Consider the following 25,700-nt stretch of genomic DNA (forward strand, 5'->3'; position numbering starts at 1 on the left):
TGACTATTCTCCTTTGTTGGTGTCGGCTTGAGGATCCTCAACAGAGGTGCTCCCCGAAGCCTTGGTCTTGCCGGCCACGCCTTTGCCGAGGCGGGATTCGGGCCGTGGGAGGTGGACCTCCTTGAAGTTGGCGTCGCCGCTTGTCCCCGCCGAAGCTGCTGCCGGCTGGAGTTCCACACCACCCAATCCTTCATCATGTTCCCACGTCCGGCCCGCAATGTAGCGAACTGCCGTGTTTACTACGGCGAGCAATGGGACCGCGAACAGCGCCCCGGGGATGCCTGCGAGGTAGGAACCGGCGGCAACCGACAGGATCACGGCCACCGGGTGTAGTGCCACGGCCTTGCCCATGACCAGTGGCTGCAGGATGTGGCTTTCCAACTGCTGCACTACCAGAACGATCGCCAACATGATCAGCGCGTTGATGGGCCCGTTGGCAACGAGGGCGAGCAACACAGCGATGGCACCCGTAACCAAGGCACCGACCACCGGAATGAACGAGCCGATGAACACCAGTACCGCCAAGGGGAGAGCCAGGGGAACCTGGATGATGGCTGCACCAACGCCAATGCCAACAGCATCTACGAACGCAACGAACATCTGGATCCGCACATAGCTGACCATGGACGTCCAGCCCCGGCGCCCTGCGCCATCGGTAGCCCTCCGCGCGCTCCTGGGCAGGAGCCGGACCATGAAGGCCCAGATCCGCGGCCCCTCCAGCAGGAAGAAGATGAGGATGAACAGCGCCAGGACAAGGCCTGCCGCAAAGTGTCCGGCGGTGCTGCCGAAGGAGAGTGCACCACTGAGGATGCTGCTGCTGTTGTTCTGGAGGGCATCGGCGCCGTCGGAAATGTACTGGTCAATCTGGTCTGCGGTCAGGTGCAGTGGGCCATCTGCGAGCCAGGTTTGGATCTGCTGGATGCCCGCCAGTGCTTCGTGCCAGAGCGCACCGAAGCCCGTAACGAGCTGCCTGCCCACCAGCGCCAGGGCACCACCAATCACGCCAATGAAACCAAGCACGGTAATGGCGACGGCTCCCCCGTTGGGAACCTTGCGGTTGCGCAACCACGCCACCACCGGATGCAGCAGACCGGCCAGCAGCGCCGCAACCATCACCGGGATAATGAGGAAGCTGACTTTGCCCAACAACCAGACGAGGGCGCCGATCATGAGAAGGATCAGCCCTGCCCGCCAGGACCAGGCTGCAGCGATACGCACCCCGTAGGGGATGTCTTCGGCAATTTGGCGGTCAGAACGTGTTTTGGCGTCCGGTGTTGGCGTCATGAACCCATAATTCCGCAGCCCGGCCCGTATGGGAAACCGGCTCTCACTTCCGAGACGATCCGAGGCATTCGGAGGTATCTCCCAGGCGAAGGGCCTAGAGGGACGCTGTGATTCCCCATCGCATGGTGAACTCTTCGCCGGGCGCCAACCAGCGAAGGCCATCGCCGCTATTGAATGCGTTGGCCGGGCCGGTCATCGGTTCGATAGCCACAGCTTTGGAGCGGCCTGGGAACGTGTCAGTGACGAAAACGTGGGCGTATTGGCAGCTCTCGTCCTGCTCAAGGCTTACGCTGCGGCCATCCGGCGCGGTAAGCGTGTGGCGCGCCGTCCCGCCGTCGAACGCCAGGTCCGTCAGTGCAACATCCACCAACAAGGTGCCCACAGCGGCACCACCGGAAAAGTCATACTCGCCCTCCACAGGAGCGGTGCTGCGTGGGATGAGTCGCTCGTCCGCCGCCAGCCGGGTGCCTGCATGCACCGTCAGGACCAGCTCCTCCGGAGCAACATCGCCGATCCGGAGGTAAGGGTGCGCGCCCAGGACAAAGGGAGCCGTGGCCTGGGAGTCATTGATCAGCATCTGCGAGACCCGGAGGTCCAGGCTCTGGTCGAGCTCATAACGCACCCGATGCCGCAGCAGGAAAGGGTAGCCGTGTTGCGGGAAGACCGTGGCTTCGAGCGTCACGGAAAACTCGGACTCGTCCACCAGGGTGTACCCGGTGTTGCGTAACAGGCCGTGGCTGGCGTTGTTGCGTGAGGCTTCCGTGATATCGAGTTGCTGCTTCTTGCCTTCCAGGTACCAGACCCCGTCTTCTATGCGGTTGGCCCACGGCGCCAGGGTGATGCCGGTAGCTCCGGGCGGAATTTCGCCGTCGCCGTAGCTTTCAGTCAACTGAACTCCACCCCGGGAGTAGAGGCGCAAGCCCGCGGCGAGCTCGGTGATGACGGCGAGCGCATCGTCCCTGCGGAGCTCGAACTGGCGACCAGTAGCAAAGCGACGGGATTCGGACTGGTGGGTGCTGTCGGCAGGCGACGGGGAGGCAGGCATGGCAATACCGTACTGCATGAGCGGTCGTCTCGCGGCAGAAGAATGTTTGCTTTTGTTAGAAATTATGCGTTTTTGGTTGCTTGTGGAATGATTGGATGTATGAGCCGCATCACCAGCACCCGCCTCGCAGACAGCCGAGAGCTGATCTACTTCGACGACCCCGGGACTCCTGAACGAACACCGGACTCGCTGGTGGACCACCGCGAGCTCCCCGCTCGCGGTGAGCCCGGTGAAGTCCGGTATGACGCCTTGTCGGGCGACTGGGTAGCCGTGGCCGCCCACCGCCAGACGCGGACGCACCTCCCCCCTGCTGATCAGTGCCCCATCTGCCCCACCACAGCTGCGAACCCCTCCGAAATTCCGGCACCGGATTACGACGTCGTGGTGTTCGAGAACCGCTTCCCGTCCCTGGGCCCGGCTTTGGGCGATATTCCCGCGATTCCTGCCCTTGGACACTCCGGCCACAACGTCAAGGGAGCGGCATACGGCCGCTGCGAGGTGGTTGCCTTCACGCCACAGCACACCGGCTCCTTCGCCGAACTGGGCGAAACGCGCGCCCGTACGGTCATTGAAGCCTGGGCCCAGCGGACCGAGGCGTTGAGCGCCCTTGCCGGCATCAAGCAGGTGTTTCCGTTCGAGAACCGCGGTGCGGACATCGGAGTCACGCTGCACCACCCCCACGGCCAGATCTACGCGTACCCCTATGTAACTCCCCGCGCCGCCCAGCTCGGTGCGGTGGCACGGAAGTACTACGACGACGTCGACGCGAAGGAAACGCTCGGAGCCTCACTCCTCAACGCTGAACGCGCGGACGGCAGCCGGATGGTCCTGGAAGCCAAGTATTTCAGCGCCTACGTACCTTTCGCGGCCCGGTGGCCCTTGGAAATCCACCTCGTTCCGCATCGCAATGTCCCCGATCTTGCGGCACTCACCGGGGAAGAACGCGATGAGCTTTCGCACGTCTATTTGGACCTGCTGAAGCGGCTCGACGCCCTCTACCCCACCCCCATGCCGTACATCTCGGCCTGGCACCAGGCTCCGCTGGACCCTGTTCTCCGCCCTGCGGGCCAGCTGCACCTGCAGCTGACCTCACCTCGCCGCGCTGCCGATAAGCTCAAGTATCTGGCAGGCTCCGAGGCCGCCATGGGAGCGTTCATCAACGACACCACCCCCGAAGCGGTGGCGGAGCGGCTGCGCAGCGTCGCCGCAGTACCCTCAAACAAGACCTTGGAAGGCACACGAGCATGACCACCACCACCCAGACCGGCGTCCTCGCCGCCCGTTTCCAGGAATTGTTCGGCGCAGCTGCCGACGGCGTGTGGCAGGCACCGGGACGCGTGAACCTGATCGGTGAGCACACGGACTACAACGAGGGCTTCGTGCTCCCCTTCGCCATCGATAAGACGGCAAAGGTGGCACTGCGAGTCCGCGACGACTCAAGGGTGCGTATGCTGTCCACCTTTGGCGGGCACGGCGTGGTGGAAGCTGACCTCACGGACTCGGAACCCGGGTCCAGCGAGGGATGGTCCCGCTACCCGCTCGGCGTCGCCTGGGCGCTCAAGGAACGCGGCATCGAGGTGCCTGGCTTTGACCTCCTGCTTGATTCCGATGTTCCCTCCGGAGCCGGCCTCTCTTCATCACATGCCATTGAGTGCGCCGTCATTTCGGCCCTCAATGAGTTGACCGGCGCCGGTTTCGCTGCCGAGGAGCTGGTGCTCGCAACCCAGCGCGCCGAAAACGTGTTTGTGGGGGCACCCACCGGCATCATGGACCAGTCAGCGTCCCTGCGCGGCGCCAAGGGACACGCTGTGTTCCTGGACTGCCGTGACCAACATGTGGAGCTGGTCCCTTTTGACGCTGAAGCTTCCGGCCTGGTCCTGTTGGTGATCGACACCAAGGTGTCGCATTCGCATGCCGACGGCGGATATGCCTCCCGCCGTGCGTCCTGCGAGTTGGGTGCAGAGATACTAGGCGTCAAGGCACTGCGCGACGTCGGCGTGGAGCGTTTGGAGGAAGCGTCAGGTCTGCTGGACGAAACTACCCTTCGGCGGGTCCGCCACGTGGTCACCGAGAACGATCGGGTCCTCCAGACGGTGGAAGTCCTGGGCACCCAGGGCCCTGCCGCCATCGGAGCATTGCTGGATGCCAGCCACCTTTCGATGCGCGATGACTTTGAAATCTCCTGCCCGGAACTCGACCTGGCCGTGGATACTTCCCGGGCCAACGGCGCTATCGGTGCCCGCATGACAGGCGGCGGTTTTGGCGGTTCCGCCATCGCGCTGACTCCGGTTGGCCAGGAGCAACAGGTGCGCGACGCCGTCGTGCGTTCGTTCTCAGAGGCGGGCTTCATCGCCCCGGACATCTTCACCGTTACCCCTGCCGCTGGAGCGCTGCGCCTGGTCTAAGGCGACCGGTTGCGGCGAGCGCCCGGCGTCCCAGCGGATGCCGGGCGTAAGCTGGGGCCATGACTGAGGCTGTCATCGTTGCTACTGCAAGAAGCCCTATAGGCCGAGCCTTCAAGGGTTCCCTCAAAGACGAACGTCCGGATGACCTGGCCACCGCCATGGTGCAGGCCGCCCTCGCAAAGGTCCCGGGCTTCGATCCCGGAGCGGAGGACGGCCAAGGCTTGGACGACATCCTGCTGGGCTGCGCCGAACCCAGTGGCGAGGCCGGATCCAACATGGCACGGGTGGTGGCTGTCCTTGCCGGGATGGACCGCGTGCCGGCGGCCACCATCAACCGTTTCTGTGCATCAAGCCTGCAAACCTTGCGGATGGCCTTCCACGCCATCAAATCCGGGGAAGCCCACGCAATTGTCGCCGCTGGAGTGGAGAGCGTGTCCAGGTACCAGAACTGGGCCGGTGCCGGCGAAACCGACTCCTCCAACCACAATCCGCTGTTCGAGGCGGCAGCCCAACGTACGGCCTCCCGTGCGGCGTCCAACATCCCTTGGACCGACCCACGGCTCGGCGGCCGGCTGCCCGACATCTACATCTCCATGGGCCAGACGGCAGAGAACGTTGCCACTAGCTATGGCATCAGCCGGGCGGAGCAGGACGAGTGGGGCGTCCTGAGCCAGAATCGGGCCGAAGCCGCGATCGCCTCAGGGTTTTACACCCGGGACATCACACCCTTCACACGCAAAGACGGCACCGTCGTGGAGCGGGACGATTCCCCACGCGCAGGCGTGACCCTTGAAGCGGTTTCCGCCCTGCAACCCGTGTTCCGTACGGAGGGGACCGTCACAGCCGGCAATGCCTGCCCCCTCAACGACGGCGCCGCCGCGGTGGTGGTCATGAGTGACTCACGTGCGCGCGAACTGGGCCTGCAGCCTCTCGCGCGGGTCGTTTCAACCGCCGTCAGCGCCCTCTCCCCCGAACTCATGGGCATGGGGCCCGTGGAATCCACGCGACGGGCTCTCAGGTTGGCTGGTCTGACCATGGATGACATCGATCTGGTGGAGCTCAACGAAGCCTTCGCTGTGCAGGTGGTGGCGAGCGCCCGTGAGTTGGGGATCGACCCCGCAAAGCTTAACGTCCATGGCGGGGCCATTGCCTTGGGTCACCCCTTCGGCATGACCGGCGCCCGGATGACAAGTACTCTCCTCAACGGCCTCAAGGAACGAGACGGAACCCTGGGGCTTGCCACCTTGTGTGTAGGTGGCGGCCAGGGCATGGCAGTTGTTTTCGAACGCTTGAGCTAGTCAGGACACAAACTGGCCGAGACGCAAAAATGCCCCCGAAACTTCGGGGGCATTTCGCGTTGGAGCTGTTGTAACTAGTCGTCGCCTCGCAGGATCGCCAAGAGGCGGATGATTTCCACGTAGAGCCAAACCAGCGTGACCGTCAGGCCGAAGGCTGCAACCCAGGAGTAACGCTCCGGGGCGCCTGCACGGACGCCTTCTTCGATGCTGGTGAAGTCCATGATCAGCGAGAACGCTGCCAGGCCGATGGCCAGGATGCCGATGAACACACCCAGCGGGATGCCGGCAATTTCAATGCCGGTCCGGAGGCCGAAAGGCTCCTGCACAGCGCCGGTCCACATCATCACCATGTTGATCAGTGCGAAGACCGCGTAACCAATGGTGGCGATCAGGAAGAAGCGCATCATCTTCGGGGTGGCGCGAACCTTGCCGCTCTTGAAGAGCGCCAGGGTGACGCCGAAGACAGCCAGCGTACCGATGACGGCCTGGAGACCGACGCCGGGGAACATGCCGTCCAGGATGCGGGTGAGGCCACCGAGGAACAGGCCCTCAAGGCCGGCGTAGGCAAGGATCAGGGCCGGTGAAGGCTGCTTCTTGAAAGTGTTGACCAGTGCCAGGACAAATCCGCCCAAGGCACCAACGATCATGAGCATGGTGGAGAGCGCGGGCGCCACGAAGAGCGTGACGCCGGCACCGAGGATGAGAACCACGAGGCAGGCGACGGTCTTCATGATGACGTCGTCATAAGTCATGCGGCCGGTGTGGGCCGGGCCTGCAGCGGGCTGGTTGTACATCTGCTGCAGCTGCTCATTGGTCATGTTCTGCTGCTGGGCAGACCATGCTGCATGGCCGTCCATGACCTGGCTCGGTGCACGGCCGGGTGCCTGGTTGAACTGCTGGCCGTACGGGTTCTGCGGTACAGGCGGGGCCTGCTTTGCTCCACGGAAATTCTTTCCGTTGAAGACTGGGTTTCCGCCAAGTGCCATTGCGGGTGTCCTCCTGAAAAAGGGCTAGTGATAGTTCACGGTACCAATTACCACGCGCGCGTGGCAGGGAAAGTTCCCTTGTTCACGGAGACGAAACTCAACCGTGACAAGAAATTGGAAGACTGTCACCCTCAGAACGTTTAGTAGCACCCTCAAACAACAAAGGTTTACTTAAGCGTTGCTACATCACTAGTTGCCTATAGCTTCACAGTTGTTATCCGATCGCGATCTTCACACCCCCGAACTGGGCATTTATTATCTCCACCGGGCGGTAACATAGGCCACACATGGGTGACTTAGATCACAAACGAGGCAGCTAGGCAAGAACTGTTCACAAGCCCCATGACCGTTCGCACCGGCTGCAAAGGCGCAGCCGGGACCACCCCCACTGTGGAGGTTTCCATTTTGAGAAGCACACTGCGCGACCCGTCCATGAGACGGTCCAAGGGACTGCAGAGAGTTGTGGGGGCGCTGTTCGCAGCCCTCATCACCGCTCTGTTGATCGCCGCCCCTTCGGCACAGGCAACCACCCCCTCGCCTTCGCCGTCACCGACGACTTTCCAGAACAACATCAGCGGGTTCCTCCGCGATGATGCCCGGGCCCCCATACCCGGCGTCAAGATCAAAGCAACGGGCAACGGGTTTGAAGGTGAAGCTACCTCTGGAGCCAACGGAGCCTGGACCATCGGCGTTCCCGTCCAAGGCACCTACACCATCGAGCTGGACACCTCCACCTTGCCGGAGGGCATCGCCCTGGCCGAAGGCCAGGACAATCCCCGCGATGTCACGTTCAGCCAGACGTCCAACTTGTCGGTGATCTTTGCCTTCGGCGAGGGCATCGTGGTCCAGCAACAGGACTTCGGCCAGAACCTCCTCAATCGCCTCGTTGCAGGTCTGAGCTTTGGCCTCCTCCTTGCACTCGCCTCGGTGGGCCTTTCCCTGATCTTCGGAACCACCGGCCTGACCAACTTCGCCCACGGTGAGATGGTGACGCTGGGCGCAGTACTGGTGTTCATGTTCAACGCCTTCGGACTCCCCTTCTGGCTGGCCATCCTGCTTGCCTTGGTAGGTGGCGGTCTCTTCGGCTACGTCCAGGACGCAGGTCTTTGGCGGCCCCTGAGGAAACGTGGCTCCGGCCTGGTGCCCATGATGATCGTCAGCATCGGTTTGGCGTTGGCCATCCGCTACGTCATCCAGTTCTTCTTCGGCGGTGCAACACAGCAGCTGCCCGGCGCCCAGAGTGCCGAGATCCAGATCGGCCCTGTTTCGATCTCTCCGAACAACCTGTGGTCCCTGATCATCAGTGCGGTGGTCATCGCCCTGATCGGCATCGTCCTGCTGAAGACCCGTCTTGGCAAGGCAACCCGTGCAGTAGCCGACAACCCGGCACTGGCAGCCGCCTCCGGCATCGACGTCGACTCCGTTATCCGCATTGTGTGGATCGTCGGCGGCGTGCTCGCCTCCCTCGGTGGCATCCTGTGGGCGTACTACCGTCCGGGCGTCACCTTCGACATGGGCTCGCAAATCCTGCTGCTCATCTTCGCCGGCGTGACGCTGGGTGGTTTGGGAACCGTCTTCGGTGCCTTGATCGGCTCGATCGTCGTCGGCATTTTCGTGGAACTGACCACAGTGTTCGGCCTCCCCGCCGACCTCAAGTACGTCGGTGCCCTTTTCATCATGATTGTTGTTCTTCTGTTCCGACCGCAGGGTATCCTCGGCCGGCGTGAGCGTGTGGGTTAGGAGCGGGCCATGGACTTCGGATTCATTTTCTCCAGCGCCCTTGGCGAATTATTCAGCCCGACGACGGCGGCCTACGCACTTGCCGCTTTGGGCCTCGCGGTGCACTTCGGCTACTCAGGCCTGTTGAACTTCGGCCAGGCCGGTTTCATGGCCGTTGGTGCCTACGGTTTCGCCATCTCCACCCTGAGCTTCGACGCCCCGTTCTTCCTGGCACTGATCATCTCTATTCTCTGTTCGGTGATCTTCGCCTTCATCCTGGGTATTCCTACGCTGCGGCTTCGTGCCGATTACCTGGCTATCGTCACCATCGCCGCCGCCGAAATTGTGCGGTACGTGGTTACCACCAACCAGCTCACCAGCGTCACAGGCTCCGCCAACGGTCTGGCAGCGTTTGAGAACACCTTCTATGCCATGAACCCCTTCCCCGAGGGGTCCTACATGGGCATGAACAACCGCGACTTCTTTATCCGCGTCGTCGGGTGGGGCCTGGTCATCGTGTGCTGCCTCCTGGTGTGGCTCCTGATGCGCAGCCCCTGGGGCCGCGTCCTGAAGGGCATCCGGGAAGACGAGAACGCCGTCCGCTCGCTCGGCAAGAACGTCTACGCCTACAAGATGCAGGCACTGGTCATTGGCGGCGTGCTCGGCGCCTTGGCGGGCATGATCTTCACCCTCCCCCGCGGTGCCGTCCAGCCATCCAACTACGGCACAGAGCTCACGTTCTTCCTGTGGACCTGCCTCCTGCTCGGCGGCATGGCCACGGTCCTGGGGCCCGTTATTGGAGCAATGATCTTCTGGGTGGTGCTCTCGCTGACCCAGAGCCTGCTCTATGGCCTCATCGAATCAGGGGCAGTCACCTGGCTGACCACCGTCCAGGCAGGCCAGCTGCGCTACATCCTGGTAGGCGTTGCACTGATGCTCCTGATGATCTTCCGCCCGCAAGGCGTCTTCGGCAATAAGAAGGAGCTTGCTTTCGCATGAGTGAGACCAACGAACGCAACACCGAAAATATCGACTACATGACCGATTCGCGGCCCATCGCCGTCGGGGAGAATACCCCCGGCTGCAAGAAGCGCGACCCCATTGTGGTGGCAGAGGACGTCACACGTTCCTTTGGCGGCATCAACGCAGTGGACGTGGAATACCTCGAGATCCCCCGCCACAAGATCACCGCCTTGATCGGTCCTAACGGAGCCGGCAAGACCACCCTGTTCAACCTGCTCACGGGCTTTGACACCCCCAACACGGGCAAGTGGCAGTTTGAAGGCAACAGCCTGGCCGGCGTCTCCTCTTACAAGGTTGCCCGCATGGGCATGGTCCGCACGTTCCAGCTGACCAAAGTGATGGGCAAGCTGACCGTCATGGAAAACATGCGCCTTGGTGCTGCGGACCAACCCGGAGAACGGCTGTCCAAGGCCCTGTTCAAAGGCATATGGGGAGGTCGCGAAAAGGAAATCACGGCCCAAGCCGACTTGCTGTTGGAGAAGTTCAAGCTGGATACCAAGAAGGACGACTATGCAGCGTCCCTCTCCGGTGGCCAGCGGAAGCTCCTGGAGATGGCACGCTCCTTGATGGTGAAGCCCAAGCTGGTGATGCTGGATGAGCCCATGGCCGGCGTGAACCCCGCGTTGACGCAGTCGCTGCTGGACCACATCAAGAACCTCAAGGCCGAGGGCATGACCGTGCTCTTCGTGGAGCACGACATGAACATGGTGCGCCATATCGCCGACTGGGTTGTGGTCATGGCTGAAGGCAAAGTTGTTGCCGAAGGACCTCCGGGCGAGGTCATGAAGAACCCCGCCGTCATCGACGCCTACCTTGGTGCCCACCACGATGTGGACCTTGGCGACGCTGAAGGCATCAAGGTGCTCGAGGCAGAACTCGAAGCTGACGAAGAGTCCGTGGTGGGAACTGAAGACGCCGGCATCCTGTCCGAGATCGAAGAAATTAAGAAGGAGGACGGGAAATGAGCAGCAGCACCAGCGCAATGCCCGCCTCGGCGCCAGCGCCGGCCAGCGATTCCGTGGTCAAGGTCACTAACCTCGTGGCCGGCTACATTCCTGGCGTCAACATCCTCAATGGCTGCAGCATAGAGGCCCGCAAGGGTGAGTTGATAGGCATTATCGGCCCCAACGGCGCCGGCAAATCCACGCTCCTGAAGGCCATGTTCGGCCTGGTAAAGGTGCACTCGGGCACGGTGGTAGTTCGTGGCCAGGACCTCACAGGGTTGAAGGCCAATAAGCTGGTCACCCAGGGTGTGGGCTTCGTCCCGCAGACAAACAATGTCTTCGCCACGCTGACCATTGAAGAGAATCTCCAAATGGGCATGTTCCAGCGGCCCAAGGATTTCTCCGAACGGTTCGACTTTGTCACCAGCCTCTTCCCGGAGTTGGGAAAGCGGCGTGCCCAACGTGCAGGGTCCCTGTCCGGCGGTGAACGCCAGATGGTGGCCATGGGCAGGGCTCTCATGATGGACCCGGCCGTGCTGCTGCTGGACGAGCCGTCAGCAGGCCTCTCCCCCGTCAAACAAGACGAGACCTTCCTCCGTGTCCACGAGATCAACCGTGCCGGAGTCTCGGTGATCATGGTGGAACAGAACGCCCGCCGTTGCCTGCAGATCTGCGACCGCGGCTATGTCCTGGATCAGGGCAAGGACGCGTACACCGGCACGGGCCGTGAGCTCATGAAGGACCCCAAGGTCATCCAGCTCTACCTGGGTACCTTGGCGGACGAAGTCTAACTACGGTATGCCCGAAGGCCTGGTTCCGGTGTCGCGCCGGAACCAGGCCTTCGGTGTTTTCAGTTGCGTCCCTCAAACGTCGCGCTGCTGCTGTTCCCCGGCACCACCACATGCACCGCATTTCGTTCAACCGTGAAGTCGGTGGGCGTGCTTGTTGTGATCTCGCCGTCGAGGTTAACCGGCAGTGGCGGACTGGTCACCAGCCTGACGTTCCGGCTGGTCAGGTGGAGCACCCGCTCGTTTTCCACAAACCTGCCATTCTTGAGCGAACGCGCGATCTTTGCCTGCTCCCGCAACGGCGCCGCCTGGATCGCGTAGATGTCCAGTGTGTGATCGTCGATCCCCGCTGTCGGAGAAACAGCGTTGCCTCCTCCGTAGTACCTTCCGTTTCCCACTGCCACCTGCAACAGGTCCTCCAACTCCACGGGCTCATGGTCCCCATCCGGGAATTCCAGGCGGGCGTGGAACGGCTTGTGCGTGGCGTAGGAGCGAAGTGTAGCCACCCCATATGCCAGAGGCCCAATGAGTCGTTTGAGGCGGGGACTGAGCGCCTGCGTGACTGCCACTGACAGTCCGGCTGAAGCCACGTTGAGGAAGGGTTGGCCGTTCGCACGCCCGAGGTCGATGTCCACTACTTTTCCGTCCGCGAGGGCAGCGCAGGCGCTGCCCAGGTCCCGGGGGATTTCCAGCGTCCTGGCAAGGTCATTCGCGGTGCCCAGCGGAAGAACACCTAACACGACGTCGGTACCCGCCACGAGTCCTGCTGCCGAGGCAACTGTTCCGTCGCCTCCCCCAACCACCACAAAATCGTGACCCTCGGCGACCGCTTGCTCCAGCGCTCGGCCGAGGTCCCCGCCCCCAGACACCGTATACACCGCTGAGACCGGGAGCTCCGCCTTTGCGAGACTGTCGGCCACCAACTTTTGAGCCGCGGAACCTTTGCGTGAACCGGCGTTGATGACCACGGCGATGGAGCGGGCTTCCCGGGTTAGCTTCATGAGGACATGGTAGGTCTACAGCCTGTGTGGGGGCTTTGTTAACGCCCAACGGGTCCCCTTCCTTGTGAGGAAGGGGACCCGTTGCTAACTGCGGTCTAGTTGGCGTTCAGCTTAGAGCTTGCCGAACTCTTCGCGGACCGGCTTGTAGGTGTTGTCGTCCTGGTACTCGTAGATACCGATGTATGCCTCGGTGGGGTCACCGGCATCGGAGAACGTTACCGGACCCGACTGGCCGTCGTAGTCAACGTCCTTGCCCTCACGGAGCAGGGTGACGCATGACGGGAAGTCAGTGCACTTCTCGCCGCCTTCAGAGACTTCCTTGAGCTTGGCCGCGATGTCCGTGCCCTTGGTGCTCTTGGCTGCCTCAGATGCCAGCGCGATCAGGTTCACGGCGTCGTAGGACTCGCCTGCGTAGCTGTAATCCTTCAGGGCGGGATCGATCGCGAGGAGCTTCTGCTTGAAGGCGTCCTTGGCGAACGTACCGGGGATGGTTCCCTGTGCGCCCTTCATGGTGCCTGCCTGGAAGTCCTTGCTGTAGTCCGAAGTGTTGCCGTCAACCATGAACAGCTGCGTGGGCTTGACGCCCTTGCCGGTCATCAGCGGGACGATGCTCTTGGCCTGGTCGAAGGTGATCAGTGCGATCGCATCCGGCTTGGCTGCGAGGACCTTGTCCACCTGGCTGCTGAACTGTGAATCACCCTCGTTGAAGAGCTCTTCAGCCACAACCTTGCCGCCGGCTGCCTCGAAGGCTTCCTTGACGTTCTTCTGCAGGCCGGTTCCGTAGGCGTCGTTGAGAACGATCATGCCAACAGTCTGGGCGCCGCAGGTGGCCATGTAGTTGCCGAGGACCTTGCCCTGCAGGACGTCGGACGGTGCCGTGCGCCAGTAGAGGCCCTTGTCGTCCCAGGTGGTGAAGTCAGGTGAGGTGTTCGCCGGGGAGAAGTGGATGACGCCGGCGCCGGTGATCTGGTTGATGACCGTCTTGGAAACGCCTGACGAGGCCGCACCGATTACTGCGCTCACACCCTGGCCCAGCAAGGCTGTGGTGGACTGCGTGGCGATGTCGGTCTTGGTATCACCGGAGTCGCGGTGGGTTACTTCCACCGGGGCACCCAAAACGCCACCGGCGTCGTTGACTTCCTTGACGCCGAGGTTGACGCCGGCAATTTCGGGCGGGCCGAGGAACGCCAGCGACCCCGTTGTCGGCAGGAGCGATCCAAGCTTAAGCGGCGTAGCCGTGGTGGTGGTCGAGGGAGGTACAGGTCCCGTGTTGGTGGCAGCCTGGCTGTTGCCGGCTCCCGCCCCGCCGCTCGGTGCCGGGCAGGCGATACCTGCCGCGGCGGCGGATTGAGACCCAGTCTGGGTAGGTGTCGAAGACCCACCACAAGCTGTGGCCAAGAGAGCGACCCCAATGCCAAGCGCGGTTAGCTTGGCGGCTCGGGGCGCCGCTGGGGAAAGATCAAACATTCGTTGTCTCCTCGATCGAAAGGTGCGAACTGCCTTTGATGCGATTACTCAGGTGTTCCTGATTAAGACTCAAACTAGTGCAATTGCCCCGGGAACATAAGTGATTCAGGTCACATCCCTATAACACTCGTTGCCTGTGGGGAATCTACGAGCTTGCTGGGAAAAGTCACTGAAGAGGAGAACCGTGCACAGGAAGGGAGAAAGAGCTCTCACCTTGCATCTGTGCCCCAGGTGGGACTCGAACCCACAACACGCGGATTTTAAGTCCGCTGCCTCTGCCAATTGGGCTACTGGGGCGCCCGGACCATGGTATCCCAGCTAGAGCCGGTTGAATGGCGCGGCGTAGCGAAAGGTGCCACGAACGCCGTCGGGCCATTCCGGCAGGGCTAGAAGCTGGAAGTGCTCGCCCCAGATCGCCTCAGGCGGTTCTACGCCCTTGGAGGTGGCCGGCACATAGCCGAAGCGGGGATAGTAGAGAGGGCTGCCGAGCAATGCGATTCCCGGTACTCCGAGTGCCGTGGCACGGGCCTCAGTCTCGCGCATCAACGCCGAACCAACCCCGCGCCGCTGGAATGGTGGGAGCACGCCTATGGGACCCAAGCCCAGCAGTTCGAGCTCTCCCACCCAGCCCTTGGTGCTGATGGCATGACCCACGATTTCCCCGCCCATTTCCGCCACGATGCTGAGTTCCGGGACGTACTCGCTGCACTCAAAAAGCTCCCGTAAAAGCCCCACTTCAATTGGCGTGCCTTCAACGGGTTCACCGGTCACCGGGGAGACGGAAAACGCGCGGGCAGTGAGCTCAAGGATCTCGGCCCGGTCCTCGGGCCGCTCGGACCGCAAGACCACGCCGCGTGCCAGCAGCCGCAGCACGTCCATGGCCCGGCCCGCGTCCGCCGAGGGCACCAGGAGGTGATCGTGATGGAAACCTGCCAGGACGTTGCAACTGATCCCCGCGTGCGTCAGCGCAGCACTGACAGCAGCAGTGAGCCCCACGGCTTCCAAAGCCGAATGGACCTGGAGCGTGATCCATGTGGCCACGAAATCGTAGCTAAGGCCCAAAGAATCGGCTTCGTCGCGGTGAAGGACCACCGTCAGGCCCTCGGCCTCGCGAACGGCCGCTTCGATGCCACCCTCCAAAGGACGGCCATGCGGCCACAACGCGTAAACGTAGTCGCCATCGCGGGCTACGGGATGAAGCGACTCCAGGAGTGTCTTCAGATCAGTTTCACCGGACATGGCAACAGTCTAGGGGCGCAGAACGCGCCACTGCTGAGCGCCGGCGTTAAACGCCGACGGCGACCATCCCCCCTAAGGAGACGGCCGCCGTCGTGCGTGTACTACTTGGCGTCAGCAGTTACCGGAGTCTTGACTTCCTCGGCAACCGGCTTGGCTTCCACCGGCGCCGGAGCGGCAGCAGGCTTCGGAGCCGGCGTCGCTGCGGCCACGAAGGCACCGCGCGGGTTGTCCAAGTCCATCAGCGGAGTGGTGTCGCGGCCCGCGAAGAAGGCCAGGATCCAGCCGAGGATCACGCGGAACTTGCGCTCCACCGTGGGCATCGCCATGCCGTGGTAACCACGGTGGGCCAGCCAGGCGAGGCCGCCCTTGAGGCCGATGCGGCCGAGCAGGTTGATGTTTGCAACACCCTTCCACTCGCCGAAGCCGGCTACAGCACCGAGGTTCTTGTGCTTGTAGTCGTGCAGCGGCTTGTCCCAGCGGGAGGCCCAGAGGTTCTTAGCGAGCTTCTTGGCCTGACGCAGGGCGTGCTGGGCGTTGGGGACGCAGGTGCCGTCCGGCAGGCCCTTGCCCGTGAGGTCCGGAACAGCGGCGATGTCGCCGGCTGCCCAGGCGTTCTCCACGATGCCTTCGTCGCCTGCGATGCGCAGGTCAGGCAGGACGCGAACACGGCCACGCGGTTCCAGCGGGAAGTCGGTGGAGCGGATCATCGGGTTGGCCTGCACACCGGCAGCCCATACCAAGGTGTCTGCTTCAACTTCACCGGCGGGGGTCTTGTCCGGAAGGTTGATCAGCTTGAGGTTGCCCTCGGCACTGTCAAGGGAAGTGTTGAGGAGTACTTCGATGCCGCGGCTGCGGAGGTGCTCCACAACCCATTCGGCCTGCGAGGCGGTGACCTCGGGCATGATGCGGCCCATGGCTTCAACCAGGATGAAGCGAACTTCTTCCTGGCGGATGCGCGGGTTGTTGCGCACAGCGGCGCGGGCGAGGTCTTCCATTTCGGTGAGGCATTCGATGCCGGCAAAGCCGCCACCCACCACAACGAAGGTCAGTGCCTTGGCGCGCTCTGCGGGGTCGGTCATGGTGGAAGCTGATTCGATGCGCTCCAGCACCTTGTTGCGCAGTGCAACGGCTTCCTCGATGGTCTTCAGCCCGATGCCCTTGTCCGCGAGGCCCTTGATGGGGAACGTGCGGGTGATGGCGCCGGCTGCGATCACGACGTCGAAGTACGGGATCTCGAAGTTCTCGCCGCCATCGGAAGGGGCGATAACCGCGGTCCGGTTGGCGTGGTCGATGCTGGTGACGCGGCCCTGGATGAGCTCAGTCTGCTTGAGGTGCTGACGGTGGGAGACGACGGCGTGGCGTGCCTCAATGTTGCCACCGGCTACTTCCGGAAGGAAGGGCTGGTAGGTCATGTACGGCAGTGGATCAACGACGGTGACGATTCCGCCTGCGTTCGCGATCTTCTTCTGCAGTTTGAGTGCTACGTACAGGCCGACGTAGCCGCCGCCGACGACGAGAACCCGGGGACGGTCAATGAGCTCTGGGGTGGTTGCCATGAGTCCAGAGTACAGTACTTTGTGAAAATCTTCACTAACTACTTCCTTGAGGGTGGATCCACCTTCATGAGCGCACCTGTCTCGGCCTCTTCGGGCACCGCTGGCGGGTTCTTCAGGACCCTCCGCAGTTGGATGGCCGCACCCGTCACGAGGGCCACAAACAGCGCGCCAAAACCCAGTACGACGGCGGCAGGAAGGGCTTCATCCACGGTGGCAGGCGTCTTGGCAACAGGGACAGTCGGATCGGCGAGCGTCGGAGCGGCGCTGGTAGGACTCGCCACCGGCGCCTGTGAGGGTTCGCTAAAGACGCCGCGGCGGTGGACGCGGATCCAATCCGCGATGGAACCCAGCGGGTTGGTGCTGGTGGTGGGTACGTCGTTCTTCAGCGCGGCCTCAGCGTTGAGGATGCCGTAGCCATATAAAGGGTCCTTGCCCGGGGCGCCGGCATCCTTAGCGGTGCTGACGATCCGGTTGATGACCTGGGTAGCGCTCATTTCCGGCCACTTGGAACGGATGAGTGCCGCCACACCTGAAACGATGGGTGCCGCTCCGGACGTTCCTGCCCACTCGGCATACGAACCTCCGGGAATGCCGCCCACCAGCTTCTCAGCAGGAGCTGCTACTCCAATACTGATGCCTTGGGACGATGAGTCGACACTGGCGCGTCCCTCGCCGTCCAGACCGGCTACCGTGAGGACGCCGGGGATGGTTGCCGGGGCTCCAACCTGAATGTTGCCACCCACCCGGTTTCCCGCTGCGGCAACAATCACCACGTCCTTTTGCTCCGCGTAGAGGAACGCTGCGTCCCAGCTCTGCGGCCAATCCGGCGAAGTACTGCCCAGGGAAATATTGATGACCTGGGCGCCGTTGTCCACCGCCCAGCGCACGGCCTCAGGTATTTGTTCCTGGTCGGTCTTGCCTCCCGGGTTGGGCGAACCCAGCCACGTCGAGATGGCGAGGATCTCCGCTTCGGGCGCCACGCCAGTGATCCCATCCGGTCCCCCGGCGGGCGGGGTGGTTGGGGGCGCTGGTGGTGGCTTTGGAGCTGCCGACGCTGATGCTGATGCCGATGCCGAGGGCGGTGGGGTGGGCGTGGTGTGGCCGCGCCCGGCGAGCATCGTTGCCACAAGGGTGCCGTGTTCGGTCTTGGCGCCGATACTCTTTTGTCCGTTCGGGGCCCCGGCCCCGGAGACATCCGTCCCTCCCACCACAACGCCTTTAAGGTCAGGGTGGCTTCCGTCAATACCGCTATCGATGATCGCGACCTTGACGCCGGCACCCTTGGACACTTGCCAGGCGTTGGTGACGCCCGATTCCTTGAGCCAGTACTCCTTGTCACGCCACGCGTCCGCGTTGGCTGCCGGAGCCGACAACAGCGCACCTGCAAGCGCCCCGCCGGCCAATGTGGTGGCAAGCGCAGCGGACAGGGTGCGTCGGTGCCGCAACGTCATTCGCCGTCCCGGATACTCAGGGCGATGCCGTCAAGAATGTCGTGTTCGCTGGAAACAGCTGCGCGGATGGTTCCGTTGCTGACAGTTGCCATCCGGACCAGAATGCGGCGCCATACCAAAGCTCCCGCTCCGATCACGTCCACGCGTCCCGGGTGCATATAGGGAAGGGCAGCACGTTCGTCGCGGGTCATTTCCAACAGGCTGGTGCATGCGTCGGTGATGGTTTCGAGGTCCAGCGAAGCACCGTGGATTCGGCCCGGCTCGTATTCGCTCAGGCCCAGCGCGTGCGCGGTAATGGTGGTGATGGAACCAGCGACGCCAACCACCGCTGTGGCGCGGTCGAGGGGCACCGTCTCAGCGGCAAGATCAAGTGCGGCATCGACGTCGGCCTCTGCTGCGGAGATTTGCGCAGCCGTGGGCGGATCGCTGCGAAGGTGACGTTCAGTCAGCCGAACGCAACCAATGTCCACCGAGCGCGCTGCGATAACGCCGCTGGAGTCGCCCAGCACGAATTCGGTACTCCCTCCGCCGAGGTCCACCACCAGAATGACGTCATCCCCCGTGGCCGGCAGGACGCTGCTGGCTCCCGCGAAGGACAAAGCAGCTTCCTCGTCACCGGAAATGACCTCTGGCTGCACGCCCAGAAGATCCCGGATGCCGTCCACAAAGACCTGGCGGTTACGGGCATCACGAGTTGCCGACGTAGCGGCGAACCGGATTCGTTCGGCACCGTGTTCCTGGATGAGCCGGGCGTAGTCCCGCGTAGCAGCGAACGTGCGCTCCAAGGCCTCCGGAGCCAGCTCTCCCGTAGCATCGACGCCCTGGCCCAACCGCACCACGCGCATTTCACGCACGACGTCGGTCAGCGGGCCCTGTGCATCTTTCTCCTGTAGTCCATTGGAGACATCTGCGATAAGCAGCCGGATGGAGTTGGTACCGCAGTCGATGGCAGCCACGCGGCTCATACGGTGCCCGCCTGCTCGTCCGGGGATTCGATCTTTGACTTCCGTACCGGCGCGGGACGCCCCACGATGTCCGGCAGCCCCTGCGGACCATGGCGGCTCAAATCGCGCGAAGGAGCCTCTCCGGCTGTGTCCCAGGCGCCGTCGCAATAGCAACGGTCCTTGGTCCACCACTCCGTGATGGCATCCAGCGCCTCGTCCCCCAGCGGATTGACGCCCGGGCCGGCAGCCAACGAATGACCCACCAGGACATGCAGGCACTTCACGCGGGTGGGCATACCGCCAGCAGAGATACCGTCGATCTCGGGCACTGCCCCGGTGCCGGAGCGATCAGCGATCTGGTTGCGCGCCTCCAGGTAGGCATCATGGGCCCCGTGGTAGGCACCGGCCAACTCCTGGTCAGCGGTCAGTCGCTCGTTCATCTCGTTCATGAGTCCGCCCGCTTCAAGGCGCGACACCGCGGAAGTGATGACGGGGTGGGTCAGGTAAAACGTGGTGGGAAACGGTGTTCCGTTGCTGAGCCGCGGAGCTGTCGCTGCCACCAAGGGGTTGCCGCAGACGCACCTCGCCGGGATCTCGACAACATCCCGGACCGGCCTGCCCAGCTGTCGGCTGAGGACCTCAAGATCGTGTGCTGATGGCTGGCGGGATTCCTGCGGCACGGCTGCCGTGTTCTCTTCCACTTGCGCTGCCAACCTTCCTGCCCCTTTTGTCACGTCCCATGCGGACACGACGGCGGCGGGCACCGCGTCTAGTCAGTTGCCGATCGCCTGATTGACTCCCAGAGAGCATCCACCCAGGGCAGATTCTCCGGGTTTGCCGACGATCCGGAGCCGGTGCGGCCACCCGGTGTGCCGGCGGCTTCTTCTCCCCCAAACACCCAGTAACCTGTTTCACCCGGCATAACCATGTTAATGCGGTCGCGGGCCTGCTGTTTCACGTAGTTGGGGTCCTGCCACCGGGAGAGCTGTTTGTTCAGCTCGGTTTGCTCCGCTTTCCTGCTGGCAATTTCTGCTTCCAGTGCGGAGATTTCGGCGCGTTTCTCCAGGAAAATCTTCACGGTGGGGGCCAGCAGGATAGTGATGGCAATCATCACCACGGCCAGTGCGAGCATCCTCCCGGAGAACGCCTTGGCCGGCACGGGATCCAGGTCGCGGTCATCCTTCGCCCCGGACCGTGGTTTTTCCTGGCTGTTGTTGCTCTTCTTGGCATCGGCGGGCGTCTTGCTGTTCGCCGGAGCTTTGGCGCCAACCGCCGCCGTCCCGCTCTTGGACGAAGCCCGCGGCCCGCCGAACTCGGCTTTAATGACGTCGGCGCCCTCGGAACCTGAGCCTTCAGACACCTTGCCGGCAGCGCCGCCTGCGCCGGCCGGACGGGCACCACTTGACGGACGGGCACCACTTGACGGGCGACCAAGGGCGTCGGCCCTGGGTACCTTTGGACGACGGGTGGCCATGACACTCCTGTAATGCCCGGTGCTTGCCTGGCGGGTTGCTGCGCTTGCTGTTGCTGACCTGGCCCGTGTTAAACAGAACCGGAGTTAAAACAGAACCGGCGGCCATGGTCTTTCCACCATAGCCACCGGTTTCATGTTTTCGCTGAAGGCTAGCCCTTGAAACGCGGGAACGCGCTGCGGCCGGCGTAGCGTGCGGCGTCGTCGAGTTCTTCCTCGATGCGCAACAGCTGGTTGTACTTGGCAACGCGCTCGGAGCGGGCCGGGGCACCGGTCTTGATCTGGCCCGCGTTGGTGGCAACGGCGATGTCAGCAATGGTGGTGTCCTCGGTTTCGCCGGAGCGGTGCGAGGTGATGGTGGTGTAACCGGAGCGCTGAGCCAGGGAAACGGCGTCGAGCGTCTCGGTCAATGAACCGATCTGGTTCACCTTGACCAGCAGGGAGTTGGCCGTGGCCGTCTCGATGCCCTGCTGCAGGCGGACCGGGTTGGTGACGAAGAGGTCATCGCCAACAAGCTGGACCTTGTCACCAATGGTGTCGGTGAGGGTCTTCCAGCCTTCCCAGTCGTTTTCGTCCAGCGGGTCTTCGATGGAAACCAGCGGGTAGTCGGCAACGAGCTCAGCGTAGTAGGCGCTCATCTCGGTGGCAGAAAGTGCCTTGCCTTCGAACTGGTAAGCACCTTCCTTGTAGAACTCGGAAGATGCAACATCCAGTGCCAGGGCGATGTCCGTGCCCGGGGTGTAGCCGGCGTTCTTGATGGCTTCCTGGATCAGGTCCAGTGCAGCGCGGTTGGACGGCAGGTTGGGGGCGAAGCCGCCCTCGTCGCCGAGGCCGGTGGAAAGGCCCTTTTCCTGCAGGACAGCCTTGAGGTTGTGATAGACCTCAACGCCCCAGCGCAGGCCTTCGGAGAAGGTCTCGGCACCGATCGGGGCAATCATGAATTCCTGGATGTCAACATCGGAGTCGGCGTGCGAGCCGCCGTTGAGGATGTTCATCAGCGGAACGGGCAGGACGTGGGCGTTCGGGCCGCCCAGGTACTTGTACAGCGGCAGGTCAGCAGAAGCTGCGGCAGCGTTGGCCACGGCCAGGGAAACACCCAGGATGGCGTTGGCGCCGAGCTTGCCCTTGTTGGGCGTTCCGTCCAGGTCGATCATGGCCTGGTCGATGCTGCGCTGGTCAGTGGCGTCGAAGCCGATCAGGGCCGGGGAGATCTCGTCGATGACTGCGTCAACGGCCTTCTGGACACCCTTGCCGAGGTAACGGCCCTTGTCGCCGTCGCGAAGCTCAACGGCTTCGTGCTCGCCGGTGGAGGCACCGGAGGGAACTGCTGCGCGGCCGATCTGGCCGTCGGAGAGCAGGACCTCAACTTCTACGGTCGGGTTTCCGCGGGAATCAAGGATCTCGCGTGCGTGGATGGCATCGATAAGCGCCATGGATGTGCTCCTTATGGGCGAATTACAGGAATGTGGAGGGAAATTCTCAACGTCCTCGTCGCTACTAGCGTAGTCGAGAGTGGCTTACGTTACGGCACGGCTTCCAACGGCTCACGTCATGAAGGCTGCGCCTGGTTGTTCTGAAACGATCGAACTGCGGCACGGAGGGCTCGTTCGGCGTCGAGTCCTTGCTCCCGGGCGCCCGCAACGACAGCGAGCAGCAGCTCCCCCAGCGCCTCTTCCGAGGCCGGGATGACAGGAAGTCCGACGGCGGCCAGTCGGCTTTGGGCGTCAACGGGCATGCCGGCGCGAACTGCCCGGTCGATGGACTTCTGCGCTCCTGCCAACGCCGGCAGATGGGGCGGAATCCCCTCGAAGGGGTCTTTCCGCTCCGGCTTCTCCGCGCGTTTGGCGGCGTCCCATTTGACGATGATTTCCTCGACGCTGGCCGGGAAACTCTCCTGCAGGGAACCGTCGGTCTTGAAGACGTGCTGGTTTCGTCGGACCATCTTGGCATTGATGCTGCGTGCCACGTCCCCGAAATCAAAACTGCCGCGCTCCTCGGCGAGCCGGGCATGAAGCACTACCTGAAGCAGCACATCGCCCAGCTCGCCGCGGAGCTCTTCATCAACAGCACCGGCTTCGATCGAATCAACCACCTCGTAGGCTTCCTCGATCAGGTACTCCACCAGCGACTCGTGGGTCAGGGCGCCCATCCATGGGCAGTGCTCCCGGAGGGCGGCAATCGTCCCCAGCAGCTCCCCGACCTCGCAAGCTCGGCCAGGGACCCCGGCTGCTGTGGGCCCATGCAGCTCCGGGCGGATGGAATCGTCAGCCGAGGTTGGCGTAGGCATCGTTGATGTACTCAACCAAGGCTTCACGCTCGTCCAGCGGCAGGAACGCTGCCTCGGCCGCGTTGAGCGTCAGCTCGAGCAGATCATCGAGGTCGTAATCGAAGGTCTCCACCAGGAGTTCGAACTCGTCGGTCAGGGTGACGCCGCTCATGAGGCGGTTGTCGGTGTTGATGGTGACGTTGAAGCCGAGCTGGAACAGCATGTCCACCGGGTGGCTTTCGATGCCGTCGCCAAAACCGGAAATGGCACCGGTCTGGAGATTCGAGGAAGGGCAGATTTCAAGGGCGATTCCGCGGTCGCGGACCCAGGCCGCCACGCTGCCGATGGTCACCATGCCGATGGTGTCCTCGCCGTCGTCGTCGGAGTTGTCCTCAAACTCCACCGAGATGTCCTCGGCGATCCGCACGCCATGGCCAAGGCGCAGGGCACGGCCGTCCACCAGGGCAGACTGGATGCTCTCCAGTCCGGCAGCCTCGCCTGCGTGGACCGTTGCCGGGAAGTTGTTCTCGGCCAGGTAGGTGAACGCGTCCTTGAAGCGGGACGGGAGGAACCCGTCTTCAGCGCCGGCAATGTCGAAGCCGACCGCGCCGTTGGCGCGGTGGCGGACAGCCAGCTCGGCGATCTCCTGGCCGCGATCAGCGTGCCGCATGGCAGTGATGAGCTGCCCGACCTGAATCTGCTGGCCGCGCTCTTCGGCCGAATCCATGCCGGCTTCCAGCCCGGTCTGGACTGCTTCCACAACCTCGTCCAGGGTCAGGCCCTGCTGCAAGTGCTGTTCAGGAGCCCACCGGACTTCGCCGTACACGACGCCGTCCTCGGCCAGGTCCTCCACGAACTCCTTGGCGACCCGGAACAGGCCTTCCTTGGTCTGCATGACGGCGACGGTGTGGTCAAACGTTTCGAGGTAGCGGACCAGCGAACCGGAGTCAGCGGATTCACGGAACCACTCACCCAGCGCCACCGGATCGGTGGAGGGCAGGGTGTGGCCGGCGGCCTCGGCCAGCTCGATGATGGTGGCCGGGCGGAGTCCTCCGTCCAGATGATCGTGGAGGGAAACCTTGGGAAGGCTCTTCAGATCGAAGTCAAGGGCAGGGGCAGCGTCAAGAATGGGCTCAGTCACGTACTAAGACTAGACCCCACCGCCGCCCGCGGCAGGTCCTTAGCCGGCAGGATTGGAGAGGTCGGCCCCGGCAACTGCTTTTTGCGAGAGATTGGACGTCTCCGCTGCGTTTGACGACTCCGCTGCGGGTGCTGCATTGCTTGCGGCCGCATCACGGGCCAGGTCCTTCTTCTCCAGGTACTTGTGCCACCAGCGCAAAGCGTGGTCCACCACGATACCGAGGACCACAGCGAAGGCCACTGCAATTCCGACGCCGAGGAGCGGGTTGTGGTGCACCCACTGACCTGCGAGCAAGCCGATGCCGATTGAGTAGGCCACCCACGTGATGCAGGCGAAGGCATCCAGCCAGAAGAAGGTGCGGTGGCGGAATCCGGTCTGCCCGGCCACGTAGTTCACCGCTACCCGACCCCACGGAATGTAGCGGGCCGTGAAGATGAGCACCGCACCGCGCTTGTCCAGCTCGTACTGCGCCCACGCGAACATCTTTTGGACTTTGGGGCGCCGCATCCACTTCCAGCGGGTGAGACCGATCTTGCGGCCCAACATGTAGGCCATATTGTCGCCGGCCATTGCACCCACCAAGGCAGTTGCCCCCAGGATCCACAGGTTGGGTTCTCCGCTGTGAAGGGACAGCGCCGAGAGGCCCACGATGGCTGTTTCGCTGGGGAGGATAGTGGCGAATCCGTCAATGAAGAAGAAGACCAGAAGTACCGGGTATATCCAGGGCTGCCCGGCTGCATGCTCGAGCATTTGATTCAAAAACTCCACGCGGGGGTAGCTCCTAGACGAATGTGACTTGACGATGTGACGGAAGTCGCTCTAGTGTCCCACGGCCGGGACGTCGTTCGCTACGTCCCAGCCTTGGGATCACGCGTTTAACGCTATCGGTTTGATGATGCCGGCGTCGTCAACCGCCGGGCTGATCTTCAGCGGCACGAACCGTCATACCGTGGGTGGAGCCGGGGCGTCTTCCTCAGGAATGTTCTTGCCATCCAAGGGCACTGATCCCCGGACTTTGCTGATGATGCGATCGATGATGATTCCAAGGATCACGGCCACCACGATCGCTATGACGGCGCCCAGCAGGTGGTTGTCTTCGAACCAGACACCGAAGAAGTAGCCGAGGATCACCGAATATGTTGCCCACAGGACTGCGGACATCGCGGTAAGGGCGACGAATTTGCGGTGGTGGAAGTGCGTGGCGCCGGCCGTCAGGTTGACGGCCACCCTGCCAATGGGGATGAACCGGGCCACCATGATGAGCGAGGCTGACCGGCGTCGGAGTTCCTTGCCCGCCCAACGAAAGGCGCCCTGCATCCGCTGGGTGCGCATCCAGCGCCAGCGTTGGATACCAATGCGGTGTCCAATGATGTAGGCGATGTTATCCCCGGAGAACGCGCCGATGGCTGCCATCAAGCCCAGCAGCCATACGTTGGGTGAGCCGCTGCTGCCGGAAACGGCACTCAGGCCCACCACCACGGATTCGCTGGGGATGGGCGGGAAGAAACCGTCAATCACGCAGCAGGCCAGCACCAGGACCAACACCCACGGCTGTTCCGCCGCGGCGAGGATGAAATCGTTGATGCCCTGCACGGTTTCCTTACGATAGCCGGCTCCCCCACAGGCGCCGGATGGCTGGTGTCCCGGGCTGTTCCTGGAACAGCCCGGGACA

The 25,700-nt window shown here is 63.0% G+C and carries 23 protein-coding genes and 1 tRNA gene; 7 read left to right on the forward strand and 17 right to left on the reverse strand.

The window, feature by feature from the left end; translation table 11 throughout:
- Nucleotides 1–3: 3 nt before the first annotated feature.
- Complete coding sequence (locus M1D89_RS16815) at nucleotides 4–1,284, reverse strand: AI-2E family transporter (protein ID WP_498645223.1); 1,281 nt, start codon at nucleotides 1,282–1,284, stop codon at nucleotides 4–6.
- A gap of 94 nt (nucleotides 1,285–1,378) precedes the next feature.
- Complete coding sequence (locus M1D89_RS16820; protein WP_498645224.1) at nucleotides 1,379–2,329, reverse strand: aldose 1-epimerase family protein; 951 nt, start codon at nucleotides 2,327–2,329, stop codon at nucleotides 1,379–1,381.
- 99 nt (nucleotides 2,330–2,428) lie between these two features.
- On the opposite strand from M1D89_RS16820, the gene galT reads away from it, so the two are divergent.
- Genes galT through M1D89_RS16835 form a run of 3 tightly spaced genes read left to right on the forward strand, consistent with a single transcriptional unit; the run spans nucleotide 2,429 to nucleotide 6,032 of the window.
- Nucleotides 2,429–3,577 carry a galactose-1-phosphate uridylyltransferase gene (gene galT, locus M1D89_RS16825; protein ID WP_498645226.1) on the forward strand — a complete coding sequence of 383 codons (1,149 nt, stop codon included), beginning with the start codon at nucleotides 2,429–2,431 and terminating at the stop codon, nucleotides 3,575–3,577.
- On the forward strand, nucleotides 3,574–4,734 hold the full coding sequence (galK, locus tag M1D89_RS16830; RefSeq protein WP_498645228.1) for a galactokinase: 1,161 nt from the start codon (nucleotides 3,574–3,576) through the stop codon (nucleotides 4,732–4,734). The genes galT and galK overlap by 4 nt, the downstream gene beginning before the upstream one ends.
- A 59-nt stretch (nucleotides 4,735–4,793) precedes the next feature.
- Nucleotides 4,794–6,032 (forward strand): acetyl-CoA C-acetyltransferase, encoded by a 1,239-nt coding sequence (locus M1D89_RS16835; protein ID WP_498645230.1) that lies wholly within the window; start codon nucleotides 4,794–4,796, stop codon nucleotides 6,030–6,032.
- Between the two features lie 74 nt (nucleotides 6,033–6,106).
- Here M1D89_RS16835 and M1D89_RS16840 read toward each other — a convergent pair whose 3' ends face one another.
- A complete protein-coding gene (locus M1D89_RS16840) occupies nucleotides 6,107–7,018 on the reverse strand; it encodes a Bax inhibitor-1/YccA family protein (protein ID WP_498645232.1) in 912 nt (303 codons plus the stop codon).
- Nucleotides 7,019–7,360: 342 nt separating this feature from the next.
- Here M1D89_RS16840 and M1D89_RS16845 point away from each other — a divergent pair, with 342 nt between their 5' ends.
- From M1D89_RS16845 to M1D89_RS16860, 4 genes are read left to right on the forward strand one after another with little or no spacing between them, the layout of a single operon-like run.
- A complete protein-coding gene (locus M1D89_RS16845) occupies nucleotides 7,361–8,758 on the forward strand; it encodes a branched-chain amino acid ABC transporter permease (RefSeq protein WP_017198703.1) in 1,398 nt (465 codons plus the stop codon).
- A 9-nt stretch (nucleotides 8,759–8,767) separates the two neighbouring features.
- Entirely contained in the window at nucleotides 8,768–9,736 is a 969-nt protein-coding gene (locus M1D89_RS16850; RefSeq protein WP_420180492.1) for a branched-chain amino acid ABC transporter permease, read from the forward strand.
- On the forward strand, nucleotides 9,733–10,725 hold the full coding sequence (locus M1D89_RS16855) for an ABC transporter ATP-binding protein (protein WP_498645235.1): 993 nt from the start codon (nucleotides 9,733–9,735) through the stop codon (nucleotides 10,723–10,725). Before M1D89_RS16850 ends, M1D89_RS16855 begins: the two co-directional genes overlap by 4 nt.
- Complete coding sequence (locus M1D89_RS16860) at nucleotides 10,722–11,495, forward strand: ABC transporter ATP-binding protein (protein WP_498645237.1); 774 nt, start codon at nucleotides 10,722–10,724, stop codon at nucleotides 11,493–11,495. The genes M1D89_RS16855 and M1D89_RS16860 overlap by 4 nt, the downstream gene beginning before the upstream one ends.
- Nucleotides 11,496–11,554: 59 nt before the next feature.
- Here M1D89_RS16860 and M1D89_RS16865 read toward each other — a convergent pair whose 3' ends face one another.
- From M1D89_RS16865 to M1D89_RS16930, 14 genes are all read right to left on the reverse strand, one after another.
- Nucleotides 11,555–12,493, reverse strand: a complete 939-nt coding sequence (locus M1D89_RS16865; protein ID WP_498645238.1) for a lipid kinase — start codon at nucleotides 12,491–12,493, stop codon at nucleotides 11,555–11,557.
- 111 nt (nucleotides 12,494–12,604) lie between these two features.
- A complete protein-coding gene (locus M1D89_RS16870; protein ID WP_017198708.1) occupies nucleotides 12,605–13,960 on the reverse strand; it encodes an ABC transporter substrate-binding protein in 1,356 nt (451 codons plus the stop codon).
- A 223-nt stretch (nucleotides 13,961–14,183) separates the two neighbouring features.
- Nucleotides 14,184–14,257, reverse strand: a tRNA-Leu gene (locus M1D89_RS16875).
- Between the two features lie 21 nt (nucleotides 14,258–14,278).
- The gene (locus M1D89_RS16880; protein WP_498645240.1) at nucleotides 14,279–15,199 is read right to left on the reverse strand and encodes an N-acetyltransferase; all 921 of its coding nucleotides are present in this window, start codon (nucleotides 15,197–15,199) and stop codon (nucleotides 14,279–14,281) included.
- Nucleotides 15,200–15,300: 101 nt separating this feature from the next.
- Nucleotides 15,301–16,755, reverse strand: coding sequence for an NAD(P)/FAD-dependent oxidoreductase (locus tag M1D89_RS16885; RefSeq protein WP_364308279.1), 1,455 nt, complete (start codon nucleotides 16,753–16,755; stop codon nucleotides 15,301–15,303).
- Between the two features lie 38 nt (nucleotides 16,756–16,793).
- Complete coding sequence (locus M1D89_RS16890; protein ID WP_498645243.1) at nucleotides 16,794–18,206, reverse strand: S8 family serine peptidase; 1,413 nt, start codon at nucleotides 18,204–18,206, stop codon at nucleotides 16,794–16,796.
- The gene (locus tag M1D89_RS16895) at nucleotides 18,203–19,171 is read right to left on the reverse strand and encodes a Ppx/GppA phosphatase family protein (protein WP_498645245.1); all 969 of its coding nucleotides are present in this window, start codon (nucleotides 19,169–19,171) and stop codon (nucleotides 18,203–18,205) included. Before M1D89_RS16895 ends, M1D89_RS16890 begins: the two co-directional genes overlap by 4 nt.
- Nucleotides 19,168–19,851, reverse strand: coding sequence for a DUF501 domain-containing protein (locus M1D89_RS16900; RefSeq protein ID WP_498645247.1), 684 nt, complete (start codon nucleotides 19,849–19,851; stop codon nucleotides 19,168–19,170). Before M1D89_RS16900 ends, M1D89_RS16895 begins: the two co-directional genes overlap by 4 nt.
- A 68-nt stretch (nucleotides 19,852–19,919) precedes the next feature.
- A complete protein-coding gene (locus M1D89_RS16905; protein ID WP_498645249.1) occupies nucleotides 19,920–20,624 on the reverse strand; it encodes an FtsB family cell division protein in 705 nt (234 codons plus the stop codon).
- A gap of 149 nt (nucleotides 20,625–20,773) precedes the next feature.
- Entirely contained in the window at nucleotides 20,774–22,054 is a 1,281-nt protein-coding gene (eno, locus tag M1D89_RS16910) for a phosphopyruvate hydratase (protein WP_011773994.1), read from the reverse strand.
- Between the two features lie 116 nt (nucleotides 22,055–22,170).
- Entirely contained in the window at nucleotides 22,171–22,770 is a 600-nt protein-coding gene (locus M1D89_RS16915; RefSeq protein ID WP_498650975.1) for a MazG nucleotide pyrophosphohydrolase domain-containing protein, read from the reverse strand.
- Nucleotides 22,771–22,885: 115 nt separating this feature from the next.
- Nucleotides 22,886–24,028 (reverse strand): adenosine deaminase, encoded by a 1,143-nt coding sequence (locus M1D89_RS16920; protein ID WP_017198716.1) that lies wholly within the window; start codon nucleotides 24,026–24,028, stop codon nucleotides 22,886–22,888.
- A 39-nt stretch (nucleotides 24,029–24,067) separates the two neighbouring features.
- Nucleotides 24,068–24,778, reverse strand: a complete 711-nt coding sequence (locus M1D89_RS16925; protein WP_498650976.1) for a DedA family protein — start codon at nucleotides 24,776–24,778, stop codon at nucleotides 24,068–24,070.
- A 192-nt stretch (nucleotides 24,779–24,970) separates the two neighbouring features.
- Nucleotides 24,971–25,621, reverse strand: a complete 651-nt coding sequence (locus M1D89_RS16930) for a DedA family protein (RefSeq protein ID WP_017198718.1) — start codon at nucleotides 25,619–25,621, stop codon at nucleotides 24,971–24,973.
- Between the last annotated feature and the right edge of the window lie 79 nt (nucleotides 25,622–25,700).

This window comes from Arthrobacter sp. D3-18 (assembly GCF_054408525.1).